This is a genomic window from Novacetimonas sp. GS1 (assembly GCF_036686925.1).
Lineage (GTDB): Bacteria > Pseudomonadota > Alphaproteobacteria > Acetobacterales > Acetobacteraceae > Novacetimonas > Novacetimonas hansenii.
This window is the reverse complement of record NZ_VSZP01000001.1, coordinates 249,926-266,473: the sequence shown is the minus strand read 5'-3', so window position 1 is coordinate 266,473 and position 16,548 is coordinate 249,926. Positions and strand designations below refer to the sequence as shown.

Annotated in this window: 15 protein-coding genes; 6 read left to right on the top strand and 9 right to left on the bottom strand. The window is 60.8% G+C overall.

Annotated features, from left to right (window positions below; all coding sequences use genetic code 11):
- Positions 1-75: 75 nt before the first annotated feature.
- From accC to aroQ, 3 genes are read right to left on the bottom strand one after another with little or no spacing between them, the layout of a single operon-like run.
- Positions 76-1,425 (bottom strand): acetyl-CoA carboxylase biotin carboxylase subunit, encoded by a 1,350-nt coding sequence (gene accC, locus FYB92_RS01290; protein ID WP_332828048.1) that lies wholly within the window; start codon positions 1,423-1,425, stop codon positions 76-78.
- Positions 1,425-1,889, bottom strand: a complete 465-nt coding sequence (gene accB / locus FYB92_RS01285; protein ID WP_003616994.1) for an acetyl-CoA carboxylase biotin carboxyl carrier protein — start codon at positions 1,887-1,889, stop codon at positions 1,425-1,427. The genes accC and accB overlap by 1 nt, the downstream gene beginning before the upstream one ends.
- A complete protein-coding gene (gene aroQ, locus FYB92_RS01280) occupies positions 1,886-2,341 on the bottom strand; it encodes a type II 3-dehydroquinate dehydratase (protein WP_003616996.1) in 456 nt (151 codons plus the stop codon). The genes accB and aroQ overlap by 4 nt, the downstream gene beginning before the upstream one ends.
- 327 nt (positions 2,342-2,668) lie before the next feature.
- Between aroQ and FYB92_RS01275 the strand changes: the two genes are divergently transcribed.
- Entirely contained in the window at positions 2,669-3,199 is a 531-nt protein-coding gene (locus FYB92_RS01275; protein WP_062809741.1) for a septal ring lytic transglycosylase RlpA family protein, read from the top strand.
- Here FYB92_RS01275 and FYB92_RS01270 read toward each other — a convergent pair.
- Entirely contained in the window at positions 3,171-4,139 is a 969-nt protein-coding gene (locus tag FYB92_RS01270) for a YihY/virulence factor BrkB family protein (RefSeq protein ID WP_080545487.1), read from the bottom strand. The two genes, FYB92_RS01275 and FYB92_RS01270, sit on opposite strands and share 29 nt — an antisense overlap.
- A 487-nt stretch (positions 4,140-4,626) precedes the next feature.
- Between FYB92_RS01270 and FYB92_RS01265 the strand changes: the two genes are divergently transcribed.
- Complete coding sequence (locus FYB92_RS01265) at positions 4,627-5,757, top strand: type III PLP-dependent enzyme (protein ID WP_003617003.1); 1,131 nt, start codon at positions 4,627-4,629, stop codon at positions 5,755-5,757.
- 596 nt (positions 5,758-6,353) lie between these two features.
- On the top strand, positions 6,354-6,749 hold the full coding sequence (locus FYB92_RS01260) for a copper resistance CopC family protein (RefSeq protein ID WP_003617004.1): 396 nt from the start codon (positions 6,354-6,356) through the stop codon (positions 6,747-6,749).
- 91 nt (positions 6,750-6,840) lie between these two features.
- On the opposite strand, the gene ccmB is transcribed toward FYB92_RS01260, so the two are convergent.
- Both ccmB and ccmA read right to left on the bottom strand, forming a co-directional pair.
- Complete coding sequence (ccmB, locus tag FYB92_RS01255; RefSeq protein ID WP_003617006.1) at positions 6,841-7,521, bottom strand: heme exporter protein CcmB; 681 nt, start codon at positions 7,519-7,521, stop codon at positions 6,841-6,843.
- Positions 7,518-8,162 (bottom strand): heme ABC exporter ATP-binding protein CcmA, encoded by a 645-nt coding sequence (gene ccmA, locus FYB92_RS01250; RefSeq protein ID WP_003617009.1) that lies wholly within the window; start codon positions 8,160-8,162, stop codon positions 7,518-7,520. Before ccmA ends, ccmB begins: the two co-directional genes overlap by 4 nt.
- 273 nt (positions 8,163-8,435) lie before the next feature.
- Between ccmA and acnA the strand changes: the two genes are divergently transcribed.
- On the top strand, positions 8,436-11,129 hold the full coding sequence (gene acnA, locus FYB92_RS01245) for an aconitate hydratase AcnA (protein ID WP_003617010.1): 2,694 nt from the start codon (positions 8,436-8,438) through the stop codon (positions 11,127-11,129).
- Between the two features lie 255 nt (positions 11,130-11,384).
- Positions 11,385-12,278, top strand: coding sequence for a LysR family transcriptional regulator (locus FYB92_RS01240; RefSeq protein ID WP_003617012.1), 894 nt, complete (start codon positions 11,385-11,387; stop codon positions 12,276-12,278).
- A 399-nt stretch (positions 12,279-12,677) separates the two neighbouring features.
- Here FYB92_RS01240 and FYB92_RS01235 read toward each other — a convergent pair whose 3' ends face one another.
- The 3 genes from FYB92_RS01235 to FYB92_RS01225 all read right to left on the bottom strand — a co-directional run bounded on the left by FYB92_RS01235 (position 12,678) and on the right by FYB92_RS01225 (position 15,694).
- Complete coding sequence (locus FYB92_RS01235) at positions 12,678-13,616, bottom strand: hypothetical protein (protein WP_003617013.1); 939 nt, start codon at positions 13,614-13,616, stop codon at positions 12,678-12,680.
- Positions 13,617-13,784: 168 nt separating this feature from the next.
- Positions 13,785-15,053 (bottom strand): AAA family ATPase, encoded by a 1,269-nt coding sequence (locus FYB92_RS01230; protein WP_003617015.1) that lies wholly within the window; start codon positions 15,051-15,053, stop codon positions 13,785-13,787.
- Complete coding sequence (locus FYB92_RS01225; RefSeq protein WP_231105700.1) at positions 15,050-15,694, bottom strand: hypothetical protein; 645 nt, start codon at positions 15,692-15,694, stop codon at positions 15,050-15,052. The genes FYB92_RS01230 and FYB92_RS01225 overlap by 4 nt, the downstream gene beginning before the upstream one ends.
- A 207-nt stretch (positions 15,695-15,901) precedes the next feature.
- On the opposite strand from FYB92_RS01225, the gene rimP reads away from it, so the two are divergent.
- A complete protein-coding gene (gene rimP / locus FYB92_RS01220; protein ID WP_003617017.1) occupies positions 15,902-16,534 on the top strand; it encodes a ribosome maturation factor RimP in 633 nt (210 codons plus the stop codon).
- Positions 16,535-16,548 lie beyond the last annotated feature (14 nt).

The window sequence follows — 16,548 nt, the reverse complement described above, 5'->3', positions numbered from 1 at the left end:
AAAGGGCCAGGGGGATTTTACCCCGCTGGCCCTTTGGTCCGGCTTTTGGCTCGGCTGCGTCGGTCTGGGGCGGGGTTACTCCGCCTTCTGGGCCGCGACGAATTTTTCCAGCCAGTGGATGGTATAATCACCCGAGCGGAACTGCGGATCGTCAAGGATCTTCAGGTGCAGCGGGATGACCGTCTTCACCCCTTCGATCACGAACTCATCAAGCGCGCGGCGCATGCGCTGGATCGCTTCAAGACGCGTGGGCGCACGCACGATCAGCTTGGCGATCATGCTGTCGTAATAGGGCGGGACGCGGTATCCGGCATACAGCGCGCTGTCCACGCGCACGCCAAGGCCACCGGGCGGGTGAAAGACACTGATGGTGCCAGGCGTCGGCATGAAGGTCAGCGGGTCTTCGGCATTGATGCGGCATTCGATCGCATGGCCGGAGAAATGGATGTCCTTCTGGTCATATCCCAGAGGTTCACCTGCGGCGATGCGGATCTGTTCGCGCACAAGGTCAACGTCACAGACCATTTCCGTCACCGGATGTTCCACCTGAAGGCGGGTATTCATCTCGATAAAGCAGAACTGCCCGTCCTGATACAGGAACTCCAGCGTGCCGGCATTGCGGTAGCCCAGCTTTTTAAGCGCGGAGGTCGCGATTTCGCCGATTTCGTCACGCTGCTGCGCGTTGAGTGCGGGCGAGCCTGCTTCTTCCAGCAGCTTCTGGTGGCGGCGCTGCAGGGAGCAGTCGCGTTCCCCGAAATGCACGACATCGCCATGGGTGTCCGCCATGACCTGAAGTTCGATGTGGCGCGGCCGGTCGAGATATTTTTCGAGGTAGACCTCGTCATTGCCAAACGCGGCGCGGGCCTCTGTGCGGGCGACGCTCCATGCTTCTTCCAGGTCGTCAGCGGTGGCGGCAACCTTCATGCCGCGCCCGCCGCCGCCCGCCGCCGCCTTGATCAGCACGGGATAGCCGACCTTGTCCGCCACGATATGTGCCTGTTCAAGGTTTTCCAGCGCCCCGTCGGACCCCGGCACCAACGGCACACCCAGCGCGCGCATGGTCGTCTTGGCGGTGATCTTGTCACCCATCATGCGGATATGGTCGGCGGTCGGACCGATAAAGGTCAGGCCGTGGGCCTCCACCGTTTCAGCGAAATCCGCATTTTCCGACAGGAAGCCATAGCCGGGATGGATGGCATCCGCCCCCGTGATGGTGGCTGCCGACAGGATGGCCGCGACATTGAGGTACGACTCACGGCTTGCAGGTGGGCCGATGCACACGGCCTCATCCGCGAGGCGGACATGCATGGCGTCCGAATCGGCGGTGGAATGCACGGCAACGGTGGGGATACCCAGTTCGCGGCAGGCCCGCAGGATGCGCAGGGCGATCTCGCCGCGATTGGCGATCAGGATCTTGGAAAACATTACTCTATGATGGCCAGGACTTCGCCGTATTCAACCGGCTCGCCCGAGGGGACGAGGATCTTGGTCAGGGTGCCCGCGCGCGGCGCCTTGATCTGATTGAAGGTCTTCATCGCCTCAATCAGCATCAGGGTCTGGCCGGCAGTGACCTGCTGGCCTTCGGTCACGAACGGCGGTGCGGACGGGTCCGGTGTCAGATAGGCCACGCCGACCATCGGGCTGGTGACAGCGCCGGGATGTTTCGACAGGTCGGCGGGGGGGGCTGCAACCGGTGCCGGTGCCGCGACCGGGGCGGGGGCCGCCACCGGCAGCGCCGCAGGGGCGACGGCATGCGTTGCGACAGGGGCCGCGCGCACGACGCGAACGCGGCTGTCCTTTTCCGCGATCTCGATTTCGGTCAGGCCAGTTTCGGTCAGAATTTCGGCCAATGCCCGAATGGCATCCGCATCCACGAGCAGTCGGCTCATTGATCGTCCTCGTCCAGAATCATGTCGGTCATCGCATGCAGCGCCAGCGCATATCCCCGCACGCCAAGCCCGCAGATGACGCCGATGGCGGCGCGGGAGACATAGGAGGTATGGCGAAACGCCTCACGGCGATGAATGTTGGAAATATGGACCTCGATCACCGGCAGATCGACCGCCAGCAGGGCGTCAAGGACCGCGATGGAGGTATGGGAATAGGCCGCCGGGTTGATGATGATGCCGCGTGCGCGGCCCCGGCATTCCTGAATCCATGAAACGAGTTCCCCTTCGCCGTTGGTCTGGCGAAAATCAATCGCCACGTCGAGCTGCTCCGCAGCCTGAACGCAGACCTGTTCGACATCATCAAGGGTTGCGACGCCGTACACTTCGGGCTGCCGCAGGCCAAGCATGTTGAGGTTGGGGCCGTTGAGAACGGCAATCAGGGGACGCTCCATAATGACAGGCGCCGTAGCATGCCCTTCGCCGCGATCCAAGCCTGTTCTGCATTCGGGGGCGAATCGAATGTGATCCATCCCTGGACGCATGCCCCGTGGGTGGGGCCGCGCCATGGGGGATGAACGGTTTTTCCGCGTTAAGGAACCGGGTTAAGGATCTGGGGGATAGGCAATAATTCCTCAATAGATATAAAGAGGACTTTTGCATTCATAATATCATGTGCCCACGCATACCTGAATCAGGCTGGTCGCGTTCATGTATATTATGTAATGGTTCCCGCCATGATTGTCGGACCCCCTCCTATACAGCCGCGAATGCGGTGGCGAATGCCGGATTTTCTGGCATGGGGCCTGTCATGTCTGCTGGTGATCTGCCTTGGTCTGTCATGTGGTGTTTCCGATGCCCATGGCGCGTCACGACATATGTCGCGCCATGTCAGGCATGGCGTTCATCATGCCGTGATCCGGCATGGTGTTTCGACCACCCATCGGCACCATCATCCCCTGCGTCGCCTGCCGGGCCTGCCTGCGATGAAAACGGTTTCGTCCACATGGTCGCAGCATGGCCTGGCAAGCTGGTATGGCACGCGTCGCGAAATCGGCCACCGCACCGCGTCGGGGGACATGTTCGATCCGGGCGCGATGACAGCGGCGCACCGGCAGTTGCCGCTGGGGACGCGGGTGCGGATTCGGGCACCTTCCACCGGTCGGTCGGTCGTTGTCACGATCAATGACCGCGGGCCTTATCGTGGCCGGCGGGTCATCGACCTGTCACCGGCGGCCGCGCGTGAACTCGGCCTTCTGGACCGGGGGACGACGATGGTGGATATTACGACCCTTCCCCCTGGGGAGGGGTAGCACGCGCGTCCGCGTCGTGCGGGGCATGGCGTGCAGATCTGCGCGCGATGGACCATCCTTCCATCTGTGGGCCATTGTCACGCAGGCACATCTGGATTTCCAGCCCGGCGTTAAGTTCCGCACCAAGCAGCACGACATAGGCCGAGACATAGAACCACATCATGGTGGCCACGAATGCGCCCAGGGGCCCATAGGTCGCGCCGTAACCCGCGATATGGCTGACATAATAGGAAAATCCGAACGAGGTCAGCAGCCATAGCAGGGTTGCGGCCACCGATCCGGGCAGGATGCAGCGCCATGACGGACTTCGCCGGTTGGGGCCGAATCGGTAAAGCAGCGAACATCCCGACAGTACGAACAGCAGCATCAGCGCCGGTCCCCCCATGCGCACCAGCAGTTCGAGCGAACCCGGCGGCGGCGCGAGGGAGAGCTTTTGCGGCAGGTAGTCCAGCAGGATCGGCAGCGCCACCATCAGTGCAAGTGTCAGGATACCGCCACAGATCGCACACAGCGTCATGATCATGCCCATAGCCTGAAACCGCAGGAAACTGCGGGTTTCTGGTGTATTATAGGCCACGTTCATCGCCAGCAGGAGCGAACGCGTCGCCGCCGAGGCCGACCACATGGCGATGGTGGTCGAAACGATCAGGTTGAGTGTCAGCGACGAATGCGATTGCGCCACAAGGACATGGATACGATCGCAGATCAGGTCATACGCGGCGGGCGGCAACAGATTGCGCAGCACCACAAGCTGCGGCTCCACCGTCTGTGGATCAAACAATAGCCCATAGATGGAAATCATCGTGCTCATGGCCGGGAACAGCGACAGCGTGGCGTAGAACGCGCACCCCGCGGCCGCCAGCGTGATCTGGTCGGACGCAATGTTGGTCGCCACCTGTTTCATGACGGGCAGGATGTGACGGTGCAGGGCGTCATTCATGTCCGGGGCATTCTTTGTGGCGCGTCCGGCGACGGGGGGCGCGGGGGTGACGGATGGTGTCACCTCGATCTGGTCTGGGGAAGAAGAGATCAATGCGTTGTCCAGGTTCTGGTCACTTGGGTCCCGGCTGTCGGCACCGGGCGACGCCATTCCCGCGCCCCGGTCCTGCGTCCCTGCCGGGGACGGAAAATGAATCACGACAATATTTTGGTCGGTTTCGCCCACCTTAAACGAAAAAGGTGATGATGAGGCGAATTTTTCTATTGCGTTATGGGCGTATTGTCCTCATATGCGCTCCCTACGCAACAACGCACGTGCCACTGGCCCTCTGAGGTTACGCAACGACGTCAAGCGTTCTGGCAATCGGGGCCTGCTGCTTGGGCCCCTCACTGGTCGCTGGTCCGTTAGACCGTTTCGCAACATCTGTCCGTTTGTTCAGTACTCCATACTTGCATCCGGACGGCAGAACAGAAGGGATTTGGGTGCGATGACTCCCAAAATCGCCCGTTATCTGGCTGAGCAGTCCCCTGCGACGCCTTGCCTTGTCGTCGACGTCGATCGTGTCGAGGAACGTTACAGCGCCCTGCATGCGGCGCTTCCGCTTGCGCGTATCTATTACGCGGTCAAGGCGAATCCGGCTGCGGCCATCCTCGACCGTCTGGTGGGCCTTGGGTCTGCCTTTGACGCCGCGTCGTGGGAAGAAATCCAGATGTGCCTGCGCGCCGGTGCTGCGCCGCAGGACATCTCGTTCGGCAACACCGTCAAGAAGGTGTCGGCCATTGCGCAGGCGTATGAGGCAGGCATCGACATGTTCGCCTTTGATTGCGCCGAAGAGCTGGAGAAGCTGGCGCGTCATGCACCCGGCGCGCGTGTTTACTGCCGCCTGATCGTGGAAAACGAGGGCGCGGACTGGCCGCTGTCGCGCAAGTTCGGCACGACGCTGGACAATGCGCGTGACCTGATGCTGCGTGCGCGCGATATGGGGATGGACCCGTATGGCCTGTCCTTCCATGTCGGTAGCCAGCAGACCGAGACCGGGGCCTATGAAGCTGCGATCGCACGTGTCGGCATGCTGTTCACGGACCTGAAGGCCGCCGGGCTGGAACTGCGCATGGTTAATCTGGGTGGTGGCTTCCCGATCCGCTATCGTGATGACGTGCCGGGTATCGACCGTTTCGCGCTGGCGATCAGCCACGCGATGACAGAGCATTTCGGCAATGACCTGCCTGAAATGATCGTGGAGCCAGGGCGTTTCATCGTGGGTGATGCGGGTGTGGTTTCGTCCGAGGTCGTATTGGTCAGCCGTCGCGGCATCAATGATGGTGTGCGGTGGGTCTATCTCGATATCGGCCGTTTCGGTGGTCTGGCTGAAACCGAAGGCGAGGCGATCCGTTATGGTATCCGCACCCCGCATGACGGGATGGCGACAGGCCCGGTGGCCATTGCCGGACCGACCTGCGACGGGGCGGACATCATGTATGAAAAGACGCCGTACAACCTGCCATTGGGGCTGGAGTCGGGCGACCGGGTCGAATTGCTCTCTACCGGGGCGTACGTCTCGACCTATTGCTCCACCGGGTTCAACGGGCTTGCACCGCTGAGTGAGCATTACATCTGACGGGCCTTAATTGTCCTGAAGATCGTGAAAACTGTTTAAAAGTAGTATTTTACGAGAATTAATGAAATTTTTGGATGCCGCCTTACTGTAATAAGGCGGCATCTTTTTTTGAAAAAATTCCACCATGAACTCTGATCCGGCTGCGGGACTGTTGGATGAAACAGGATCGTTAACCTGTTGGGGATAAAAGAATTTCAGGTGAGGCTTTCGCCAGGCAGCCTCATAAAGACAAAGCCTTTCCTGAAGATAAGGCGATATCTGGAAATTGTTGCCCTTTGCTTAAAGATTGTTTGAAAATAAGCCCTTGATAAAAAACAAGAAAAGTTTCTGGGTGCTGCCTTTCGATCGAAAAAGGCGGCGTCTTCTGAAGATTTTTAGAAAAAGCTTCACCAAAAACATTTATAATTTCAGTATGTTATCGAGGATGACTTTTCAAACGGTCTCTTATCAAGGACCTGTTTTCAGACACTCCCTTGACCTGTTCACGCAGGCCTTGGGGGAGGCGGTGTGGGATGGATCCCCAGGGCTGTCCCTTTTTTATTTCGTGCGGCACGATAGAACATCCCCCGTCTGCTATCTTCTGTCGGGGGCATGTCATGCGTCATTCATTTTCCATCCTGCCAATGTGCCTTGCCGCCGGGCTGTTCTGTCTGGGGCTGGGGCGGTCGGCATGGGCGAATCCGTCACTGGTGCATGCAATGCCTGCCGCGCATCAGGCCGTGGCGGCGGGAACGGTGACGATCCGGCTGGATTTCAATGCGGTCATTGACCCGTTTCCCACCCGACTCGTGCTGCTTGGGCCAAGCGGCGTGCCGCAACTCCTGCTGGCATCGCCCAAGGATGATGAACAGCAGGTCATTACGGTGGATGTACCGCTGACCATACCCGGCGATTATGTCCTGCAATGGCGGGCCGGGGGGAAAGGAAGCGGTACCAGCCATGGCGACGTGCCGTTTCGCGTTGTCGCGGCCACAGCGGGTGCAGCCCGCTGAACAGATAATGCGGGCTCAGCTACGGCCTTTTGCGGCAGGGGGCGTCTTGCGAAGCTTTCTGGACAAAAAGCTTCATCAGGAATTTTATGGGTTACTCCACCGCCGCCCGCAGGCCCGCCCCTGCCGCCAGCGGGCATAGGGGGATCGCCGCCGCCAGGAATGCCGCCAGCAGTTCAAGGTCCGGCCCCCACGACAGCCCTGTCTGTGCCGCATCCAGCGCCGCCGCCCCGAAAATCAGCGCCGGCGTCGTCAGTGGCAGCACAAGCAGCGGCAGCAGCACACCCCCGCGCCGCGCGCCCAGTACGACCGATGCCGCCATCCCGCCGATCAGCGACAGGATGAGCGTCCCAAGCAGCAACCCGATCAGCAGGATCGGCAGGCTGTCTGATGGCATGCCCAGCATGATGCCCAAAGGCGCCGCCGCCGCCAGCAGCGGCAGGCCGGTCGTCAGCCAGTGTGCCAGCATCTTGGCCAGTGCGATCAACGCAGGCGGCAGGCCGGTCATCATCAACTGGTCCAGCGACCCGTCCTCCAGCTCTGACCCGAACAGGCGGTCGAGCGGAAGCAGTGCTGCCAACAGGGCACAGACCCAGACAATTCCCGGCGCCATGTGGCGCAGCAGTTCCGGCGATGGCCCCAGCGCCAGCGGGAACAGCGCGCCCGCCAGGATGAAGAACAGAACGGACCCCAGCGTGTCGGCCCCATGGCGCAGGGCGAGGCGCAGGTCACGTTCAAGGATGGCGAGGATCAGGGTCGGAGTCTGAAGCGTCAAAACAGGTCGTCCTCGGGGAAATCCTCCATTGTCTGGGGGATATCGGATTCGTTCAGTCCCGGCAGCGCCAGCGATTTTGCATCCGGCAGAGGGAGGGGAACGTGAGTAGTTGCGATCACGATTCCGCCAGCTTCGCGATGGGTGCGGAAAAGCGTTTCCAGAAGTCCCATCGTGTTGCTGTCAAGGCCGAGGCTGGGTTCATCAAGCAGCCATAGCGGCGCACGCGCCAGCAGGACACGCGCCAGTGCGGCACGGCGTTTCTGCCCCGCCGACAACATGCGTGCAGGCAGTTCGGACAGTCCGGAAATATTAAGTGCGGACATGCAAGAATATGGATCACCCCCACTGGCCCGCGCCGCAAGCATCAGGTTTTCCAGCAGCGTCAGGCCCGGCTTGAGCGCGTCCTGATGGCCAAGATAGGCCACCCGTTCGGCATGGCGTGAACGGTCGGCCAGCGCATCGACACCTGACCACAGCACATGGCCGCCTTCCGGTTTGCGCAGCCCGGCCAGTACCCGCAGCAATGTGGACTTCCCAGCCCCGTTCGGGCCGGTCAGCAGCAGCGCATCACCCGCGTCGAGCGCAAGTCCAACCTGGTCCAGAACAAGGCGTTCCCCGCGAAAAACCGAGATATTTTCCACTTTCAGCAGGGGCGTGTTCCTGGGGGCAAAGGCAGTGATGGTCGGGTCCTCCGCATGGGTGCGATCGGGGTGGGGCGCAGGGGGGATGAAACCCGATCCCGCGTTCTTGTTACCGGGGCCTTCTTGTGTCGGCCCCGCGTCCGGGTATGTTCTACCACCGTTGGGAGATCAAGCCGGTTATCCACTGAAAGGTCACGCCACGCCTGTCTGTTCACGTGGCGGGAGGGCTTCGGTGGATGGATCGCGGCTGATGCCTCGGAGGAAACAAAGCCAATGAAGACGGTTGGGCACGACTCACTGAAAACGGGCCGCACACTTGAAGTGGACGGCAAGACCTATCACTATTTTTCCATCCCCGAAGCCGAGAAAACAATCGGCGACGTCGCACGACTGCCGGTCAGCCTGAAGGTGCTGCTGGAAAATGTCCTGCGGTTCGAGGACGGCCATTCCTATACGGTTGACGACGCCAAGGCGATCGCCGGCTGGCTGCCGAAGGGCAGCTCCACCAAGGAAGTGCCGTTCAAGCCCGCACGCATCCTGATGCAGGACTTTACCGGCGTTCCCGCCGTTGTCGATCTTGCGGCGATGCGTGATGGTATCCTCAAGCTCAAGGGGGACCCGCAGAAGGTCAACCCGCTGGTGCCCGTCAACCTTGTGATCGATCATTCGGTCATGGTGGACGTCGCGGGATCGCCCGAAGCGCTGCAGGATAACGTCACGATCGAATTCGAACGTAACGGCGAACGTTATGCCTTCCTGCGCTGGGGCCAGGAAGCGTTCGAAAACTTCTCGGTCGTGCCGCCGGGCACGGGTATCTGCCATCAGGTGAACCTGGAATACATCGCGCAGGCGGTGTGGACGGCGCATGTCGGTGGCAAGGACTATGCCTATCCCGACACCCTGTTCGGCACCGACAGCCACACGACCATGGTCAACGGCATGGGCGTTCTGGGCTGGGGTGTTGGCGGGATCGAGGCCGAGGCCGCGATGCTGGGCCAGCCCATCGCCATGCTGATCCCCGATGTCATCGGGTTCAAGATGACCGGCAAGCTGCCTGAGGGCGTGACCGCCACCGATCTGGTGCTGACGGTGACGCAGATGCTGCGCAAGAAGGGCGTCGTCGGCAAGTTCGTCGAGTTCTTTGGTCCTGCCCTTGACCACCTGCCGGTGGCCGACCGTGCGACCATTGCGAACATGGCCCCGGAATACGGCGCGACCTGCGGCTTCTTCCCCGTCGATGACCTGACGCTGGATTACCTGCGCCAGACCGGTCGCGAGGAACACCGCATCAAGCTGACGGCGGAATACCTCAAGGCGCAGGGCATGTTCCGTCATCCCCATTCGGAACACCCCGTCTTTACCGACACGCTGGAACTCGACCTTGCAACCATCGTGCCGTCGATCGCCGGGCCGAAGCGTCCGCAGGACCGCGTTGTCCTCAAGGGTGCCGACAAGGCGTTCGAGACGGAACTGACCGGTGGTCTGGGTGTGCCCGAAGCCGACAAGAACAAGAAGGCGCCTGTCGCGGGCACCAACTATGAACTGGGTCACGGCGATATCGTGATCGCGGCGATCACGTCGTGCACCAACACCTCCAACCCGGCGGTGCTGATCGCGGCGGGTCTGGTGGCGAAAAAAGCCCGTGCGCTGGGCCTGAAGCCCAAGCCGTGGGTGAAGACGTCGCTGGCGCCGGGTTCGCAGGTCGTCACCGACTACCTGACGCGCGCTGGCCTTCAGGAAGAACTCGACGCGATGGGCTTCAATACCGTCGGGTATGGCTGCACCACGTGTATCGGCAATTCCGGCCCGCTTGAGGACCACATTGTCGACGCCATCGAGAACAACAAGCTCGTGGCCGTGTCCGTCCTGTCGGGCAACCGTAACTTTGAGGGACGCATCTCCCCCAACGTGCGTGCCAACTACCTTGCCAGCCCGCCGCTGGTGGTTGCGTATTCCCTGCTGGGAACCATCCGCGAGGACCTGACGACCGCGTCGCTGGGCACGTCCAAGGATGGCAAGCCGGTGTACCTGAAGGACATCTGGCCCACCAACCACGAGATCGCCGCCCTGATGGGATCTGCCATCACGCGTGACGAGTTCATCAAGCGTTACAAGCACGTCAGTCAGGGCACCAAGGAATGGCAGAACCTGAAGGTCGCGACGGGTTCCGAAACCTATGCATGGGATGCGGCATCCACCTATGTGCAGGACCCGCCGTACTTCCAGGACATCACGCCTGAGCCGAAGTCCCGTGGCGACATCATCGGCGCGCGTATCCTTGCGCTGCTGGGTGACAACATCACGACCGACCACATCTCGCCCGCTGGCGCGATCAAGGAAAGCTCCCCCGCGGGCAAGTATCTTGAAGCCCATGGCGTCGCGAAGAAGGACTTCAACTCCTACGGTTCGCGTCGTGGCAATGACCGCGTGATGGTGCGTGGCACATTCGCCAACATCCGCATCAAGAACGAGATGGTTCCGGGCACCGAGGGTGGTATTTCCAAGCACTATCCCGACGGCAAGGAAGGCTCCATCTACGACGTGGCGATGGAGTACAAGAAGGAAGGCACGCCGCTGGTCGTCTTTGGCGGCAAGGAATACGGCATGGGGTCGTCGCGCGACTGGGCGGCGAAGGGAACCCTGCTGCTGGGTGTGCGTGCGGTCGTTGCTGAAAGCTTCGAGCGTATCCATCGTTCCAACCTGGTGGGCATGGGCGTCCTGCCGCTGCTGTTCAAGGACGGCACGACGCGCAAGACGCTGGGCCTGAAGGGCGATGAAGTCATCGAAATCAAGGGGCTGGACAACATCACCCCGCGCATGACGATGACGATGACCATCACCCGTGCCGATGGGTCCAAGCAGGAAGTGCCCCTGCTGTGCCGTGTCGATACGCTGGACGAGGTCGAGTATTTCCGCAATGGCGGCATTCTCCAGACCGTTCTGCGTGGCATGACCAAGGTCGCCTGATCCACACAGGGCGGCTGCCGGGTTAACCGGCATATGTAAAAAAGACGGCGGTCCGTTTGACGGGCCGCCGTTTTTTTATGCCCTTCTATGGGAATCCGATCCGGGCAAGGGGACTGAAAACCGCAGAATTTCCCCTCTTTGCAGAACCTTGCAAGAAACACATGTCGGCGGTGCTTTTACGCTATATTGTGTATAAATACAGCATCGTTTAAAACTATATATAATGTAATAACACGCTGCACGTACCGGGGCCCCATGGATCTGCTCTCTGCCTTGCACAGCTTCGTTCGCGTGGCTGCCACTGGATCGTTTTCCGCCGTTTCACGTGAAACCGGGGCAAGCCAGCCTACGATATCGCGTCATATCGCGTTGCTGGAGGCACATTATGGCGCCACCCTGTTCGCGCGTACGACCCGCAGCCTGATGATGACAGAGGATGGGCGCAGCCTGTTGCCCCATGCCTATGAGGTGCTGGAAATACTGGAGACGGCGGAAACCGCACTGGGTCGTCGCCGGGCGTCGGTTTCCGGGTTGGTCCGGCTGGGCATTACGACGGCGTTTGGCCTGTATCTGACCGGCAAGCTGGGAAAATTGCTGGAGGAACATCCCGACCTGTCGGTTGAACTGGTCATGCGTGACGGGTTTGGCGATCTGGTGGAGGAGGGACTCGACCTTGCCGTTCGGGTTGGGTCCATTGCCGAAGGCTCACTGATTGCACGGCGACTCGGGTCGGTCCGGCGTTATGTCGTGGCGTCCAGCGATTATCTCGCGCGGCGCGGTACCCCCGTGCATCCGCGTGACCTGCTTAACCACCCCTGCATTGCCTACAGCTATGGTGGGTCGCGCCATGACTGGCATTTCGATTGCAAGGGGGAAGAGAATGTCGTCGCTGCGAGTGGCCCCTTCCGCGCCAATAGTAGCGAGGCCGTATTGCAGGCGGTACGTTCCGGGCTGGGAATCGGGATGCTTCCTTCCTTTCAGGTGGAGGAGGATGTCGCCAGTGGGCGGCTGATCCATCTGTTCCCTGAATGGACGGTGCCGGAAATGCCGTTTTATGCAGTACATACCGGCCCGCGTACCCTGCCGTTGCGCACCCGTACGGTGCTTGATTTCCTGATCGATATTTCAGACGTGCTGCGACAGGGATGAACCGGTTGCAGGCTGCCCGCCTGATCCCATGACCATGCGCTGCTGTTGGGGATGGGCAGGTTTGTGTGTCCCCGCGCTTGTGTCGTCATCCCTGCCAAAGCAGCCTGTCGTAAGGGAAGCCTGCCCATATCAGGGCAGGAGGCAGGCTTATTGCTTAAATGATGACGGATGATGCTTTTTCGTCGTCATGTCGGCGTTTCGGCAATAGCCCTTGGCAGGTAGTTTGAAAAGTCAGGACCAATAACATCCTGAAATCATAAAGGTTTTTGGTGAAGCTTTTTCCAAAAAGCTTCAGAAGACGCCGCCTTTTTGAAAAAAGGCGGCACCCAAAAACCTTTATTGTTTTTTCAATGATTTGTTTCCAAACGCTTGGTTTTCTCTGTCAGTCAGGTCGGGCGCTCAGTCCAGCGAAGTGCTGGCGTCTTTCGTGTCGGTCGGGGCTGCCGGGTCCTGCGATGCGCGGGCACGCTGCTCATCGCTTGAGGCCATCATATCGCTGTTGAAGCCGTCATGCAGGATGTGCGCCCATGTTTCCATCCAGCTATTGCCATGCTGTACGAAGCTGAGGGCCGCAGGATGCTGCGGCAGTGCTTCCTTGGCCCAGTCATCGGGGCTTTGCAGTGTGGCAGTCTTTGCATTGGAAACCGGGTTAAGGAAAATCGTCACCGTTTCGACATTGACTGTATGGTCGGGCGAAGGTGACGCAAGGGTCCAGCTTGCCTTGTACAGGACATTGGGCAGCGTAAAGCCAAGTTCCTTCAAGCGATTGGCGATAAGGGCAGTGCGGGTGATGGAGGTGGGATACACCGCCGCCGTAAACCAGCATTCCGCGCCCGGCGGTTTTGCGGGCATGATATGGGCGGCAAGGTTGCGGTCGTCATGGCAACTTGAATCCATCGACAGCGCGGCGCTTTCCGGCAGGGCCTGTGTGCTGGCCTCTGCCCCGATCAGGCCGGTGACAACATGGTCATGCACCCGGACAAGGATATTTTCCAATATCTCGCCATGTGGGCCGGTGATGACGTTCATGACGGGATGCCACACCCCCGCAGGCAGCGGCAGGATGCGGCCCGCGAACGGGATTGCCTTGGTCAGGCGATCGGTAATCGGCATCATCGTCACGACCCCATCATCGCCGCCACCCGCATTATCGGCGGGAGGGGCGTCATTCATGCCCAGCGCATGATGGATGCGTTGCGTAATGTTCTGCACGCCCGGCCACAGACGCCCGAGATACGCAGGCGGGAAGACCAGCATCAGGATCGAAAAGATGAAAATGGAATACAGGCACAGACGCCATATCGGGGCACGATGCCAGAGGCGGGAGAAAGCAGACATTCCGGGTTTTCATATCCTGACGCGACATCCAACCCGGCCAGAGCAGGGGGGGATGATAGAATAAGGCCACTTGTCGTATGTTGCGGTTGTCCGTGCCCACACGGCGATCAGGGGACGCCACGATCGCGGGTGGTTCCGGCCCCTGGCAACACAGGGGCCGAGGGCGGATTACTTGATGATGCGTGCCTTCTGGGCCTCGCTGTCATTGGCGACTTCGGCGACGACACCATCTTCGTTCGATACGATGCGGACCAGTTTCGCACCCTGCTGCTGCGCGGTGATAAGCGAGTCGCTGATCATGTCCTCGATGGAGCGTGCAAGGTCGCGGGCGCTGGCGGCCGGGCCCATGCGGTCCTGACGGCGCATGACCTGGAACAGCAGCGACGGGTCGATGCCCCCGGTTTCCACCTTCAGGCCATAGCTGTCGATCATCGCTTCGATCTCCAGCGCGGAGACACGGGCGATATCCAGCCCTTCAAGCGCGCGGAAGACAAAGATCCGGTCCAGACGGTTCAGCACTTCGGGTGCAAAGCCTGCCTGGCGCAGGGCCTCGACAGATTCGGCACGCATCTTGTCGGGCTCGTCACTCAACCGGTCGGCGATTTCCGAGAGTTCATCCGTCGCGATGTTGGAGGTCAGGATGAAGATGCAGCGCACGGTGGAAATGTGCTGCCCCGTGGAAGCCTCGGTGACATGGCCGTCGTTCCAGGCCGTCAGGAACTTCTTGAACACATCGGGATGCGCCTTCTCGATTTCATCGAGAAGCACGACCGCATCAGGCTTTTCCTTCAGGCCGCCCGTCAGCTTGCCATAGGTGTCGGAGCCGACATACCCCTTGGGAGAGCCGAAAAGCTGTGTCGCGGCATGAGGGGAGCTCATCTGCGTCATGTCGAAGTTCAGCAATGGCCGGTCAAGCTGTCGCGCAAGCTGCTTGGCCAGATAGGTCTTGCCGGTGCCCGGCGGCCCGGCCAGCAGGAAGATGCCCACCGGCTTGCCACGGACATGCAGCGCCAGCCTGCGTCGCAGCTGTGCGGCAATGTCCTCACATACCTGGTCCTGGCCGATGACGCGTGCGCGCAGGCTCGCGGCCAGTTCCTCGGCATCTATGATGGTTTCTTTCTGCTCGCGCGCCAGCATTTCTTCCAGCGCACTACGATTGGTCAGTCTGGCCAGTACGTCCATCATCCATCCCCGTCTGCGTCGGAGTCCCTTTCTGGCCAGTCTCTCTGCACGGTTTTCGAACCAGAGTCCGGCCAGCGTCAAAAATGCGCTACCCACGGCTATGACCGGATAGGCTGGCGCACACCATTCCATGAAATGCCGTATGCTGGCGAGTGAAAGATGCAAGGCCGCGGCGGCCTGTATGCTGCCCAGTATCAGGAATATGACCATGATGACCGGCAACATGCGTTCAAAAGCCGGATACAGCGCCTTCATTGAACGACGACCCCGATAACAAGTTGTCCATCCTTGTACAGCACCGGCAACGGTGTCGGTCCGGGGACGAAGATCGCCCCGGCATGCAATCCCGTGGCCCCCGGGTCGCTGACGGGACGGATCGTGACTTCGCCCGCGATGCGGATCGGCAGGACAACCGTGCGCGGCTGTCCCGTCAGGTGCACCATCTGCGTCAGGCCCATGGATTCCACGCTGACGACCGAACTGCCTGTGCCCATGTCATATAACGGCATTTCCGCAAGGACGATCTCATGGCGTTTCAGCGCCGCAAGGATCGCGTTTTTCTGGTTGATGTCGAACGACGTGAATTGCAGCATGTCCGCCGCGCGGTCCGGTGCGATCATGGGCATTTCACCCAGCAGGTCCGCATGCGCGCGGGTGTGGTCCACCACGGCGCGCAGCCCGCCGCTGGCGCTGTCGCCCCCCTGTCCCGCCAGTGCGGTTGGGGTGCCCCCCGCATTGCCACCATCGCTGGTGCCCGATGCACCGCCAAGGCTGTGGACGCCAAACCCACCCGCCACGACAGCCGCCAGCAGTCCCGCCACCACCATGCGGCGGCTGCCGGTCTGGCGTTGTGGCTGGCGGGATGGTTCCGTCGGCGGGGCGGACATCGGCGTCATGTTATTATAATGAGGGGGCCGGCAGGGGGTGGCAAGCGTTTAAGACGCGCACAATGTTACCCATGGCTTAAAAAAGCGTTCACATACGCATTTCCCATCCCTGCATTATATAGAACTTGCGAACTGGCGGATCATGGCCTAAGTATTCGGGCAATTCCTTCAATTTACGATTATTTGGGGGGTGGCCGCAGGGCCGCCTTTTTTGCATTGGACGCAGATCTGCCTTCCCTGACCGGCCTTGACGCCCGCATTGCCGACATGATCGGCCCTGCGCTGGTGGATATGGGGTTCGAGCTTGTCCGCGTTGCGGTCATGGGCCGCGAATCCCCCACGGTCCAGATCATGGCCGACCGTGCCGATGGTTCGCAGATCACCATTAATGACTGTGAACAGATCAGTCACGCGGTCGGTGCAATCCTGGATGTGGAAGACCCGCTGTCGGGGGAGTGGACGCTGGAGGTCTCATCCGCCGGGATCGACCGTCCCCTGACGCGCCCCAAGGACTGGGACCGTTATGCCGGTCACCTGGCAAAGGCGGAGATGAATATGCCCGTCGATGGCCGCAAGCGGTTTTCGGGCATCGTGCTGGGCGCGCGCGACGGGCATGGGCTGATGCGCCTTGACGACGGGGCCGAGGTGGCGTTGCCTTTCGAGGAGATGCGCAAGGCGCGGCTGGTGCTGACCGATGCGCTGATCGAGGCGAGCGCACGTATGGCGCATCCCGGCGAAGATGCGTCGCAGACCGATACTGATGAGGACCCGACGGCCGAGTCGCCGGACGGGATGTTGGAACAGACTCGCGGTCGGCGTGGCGGCAAGCCGTCGCGCAAGGCCCACTGAAAGACGCTCTGGAG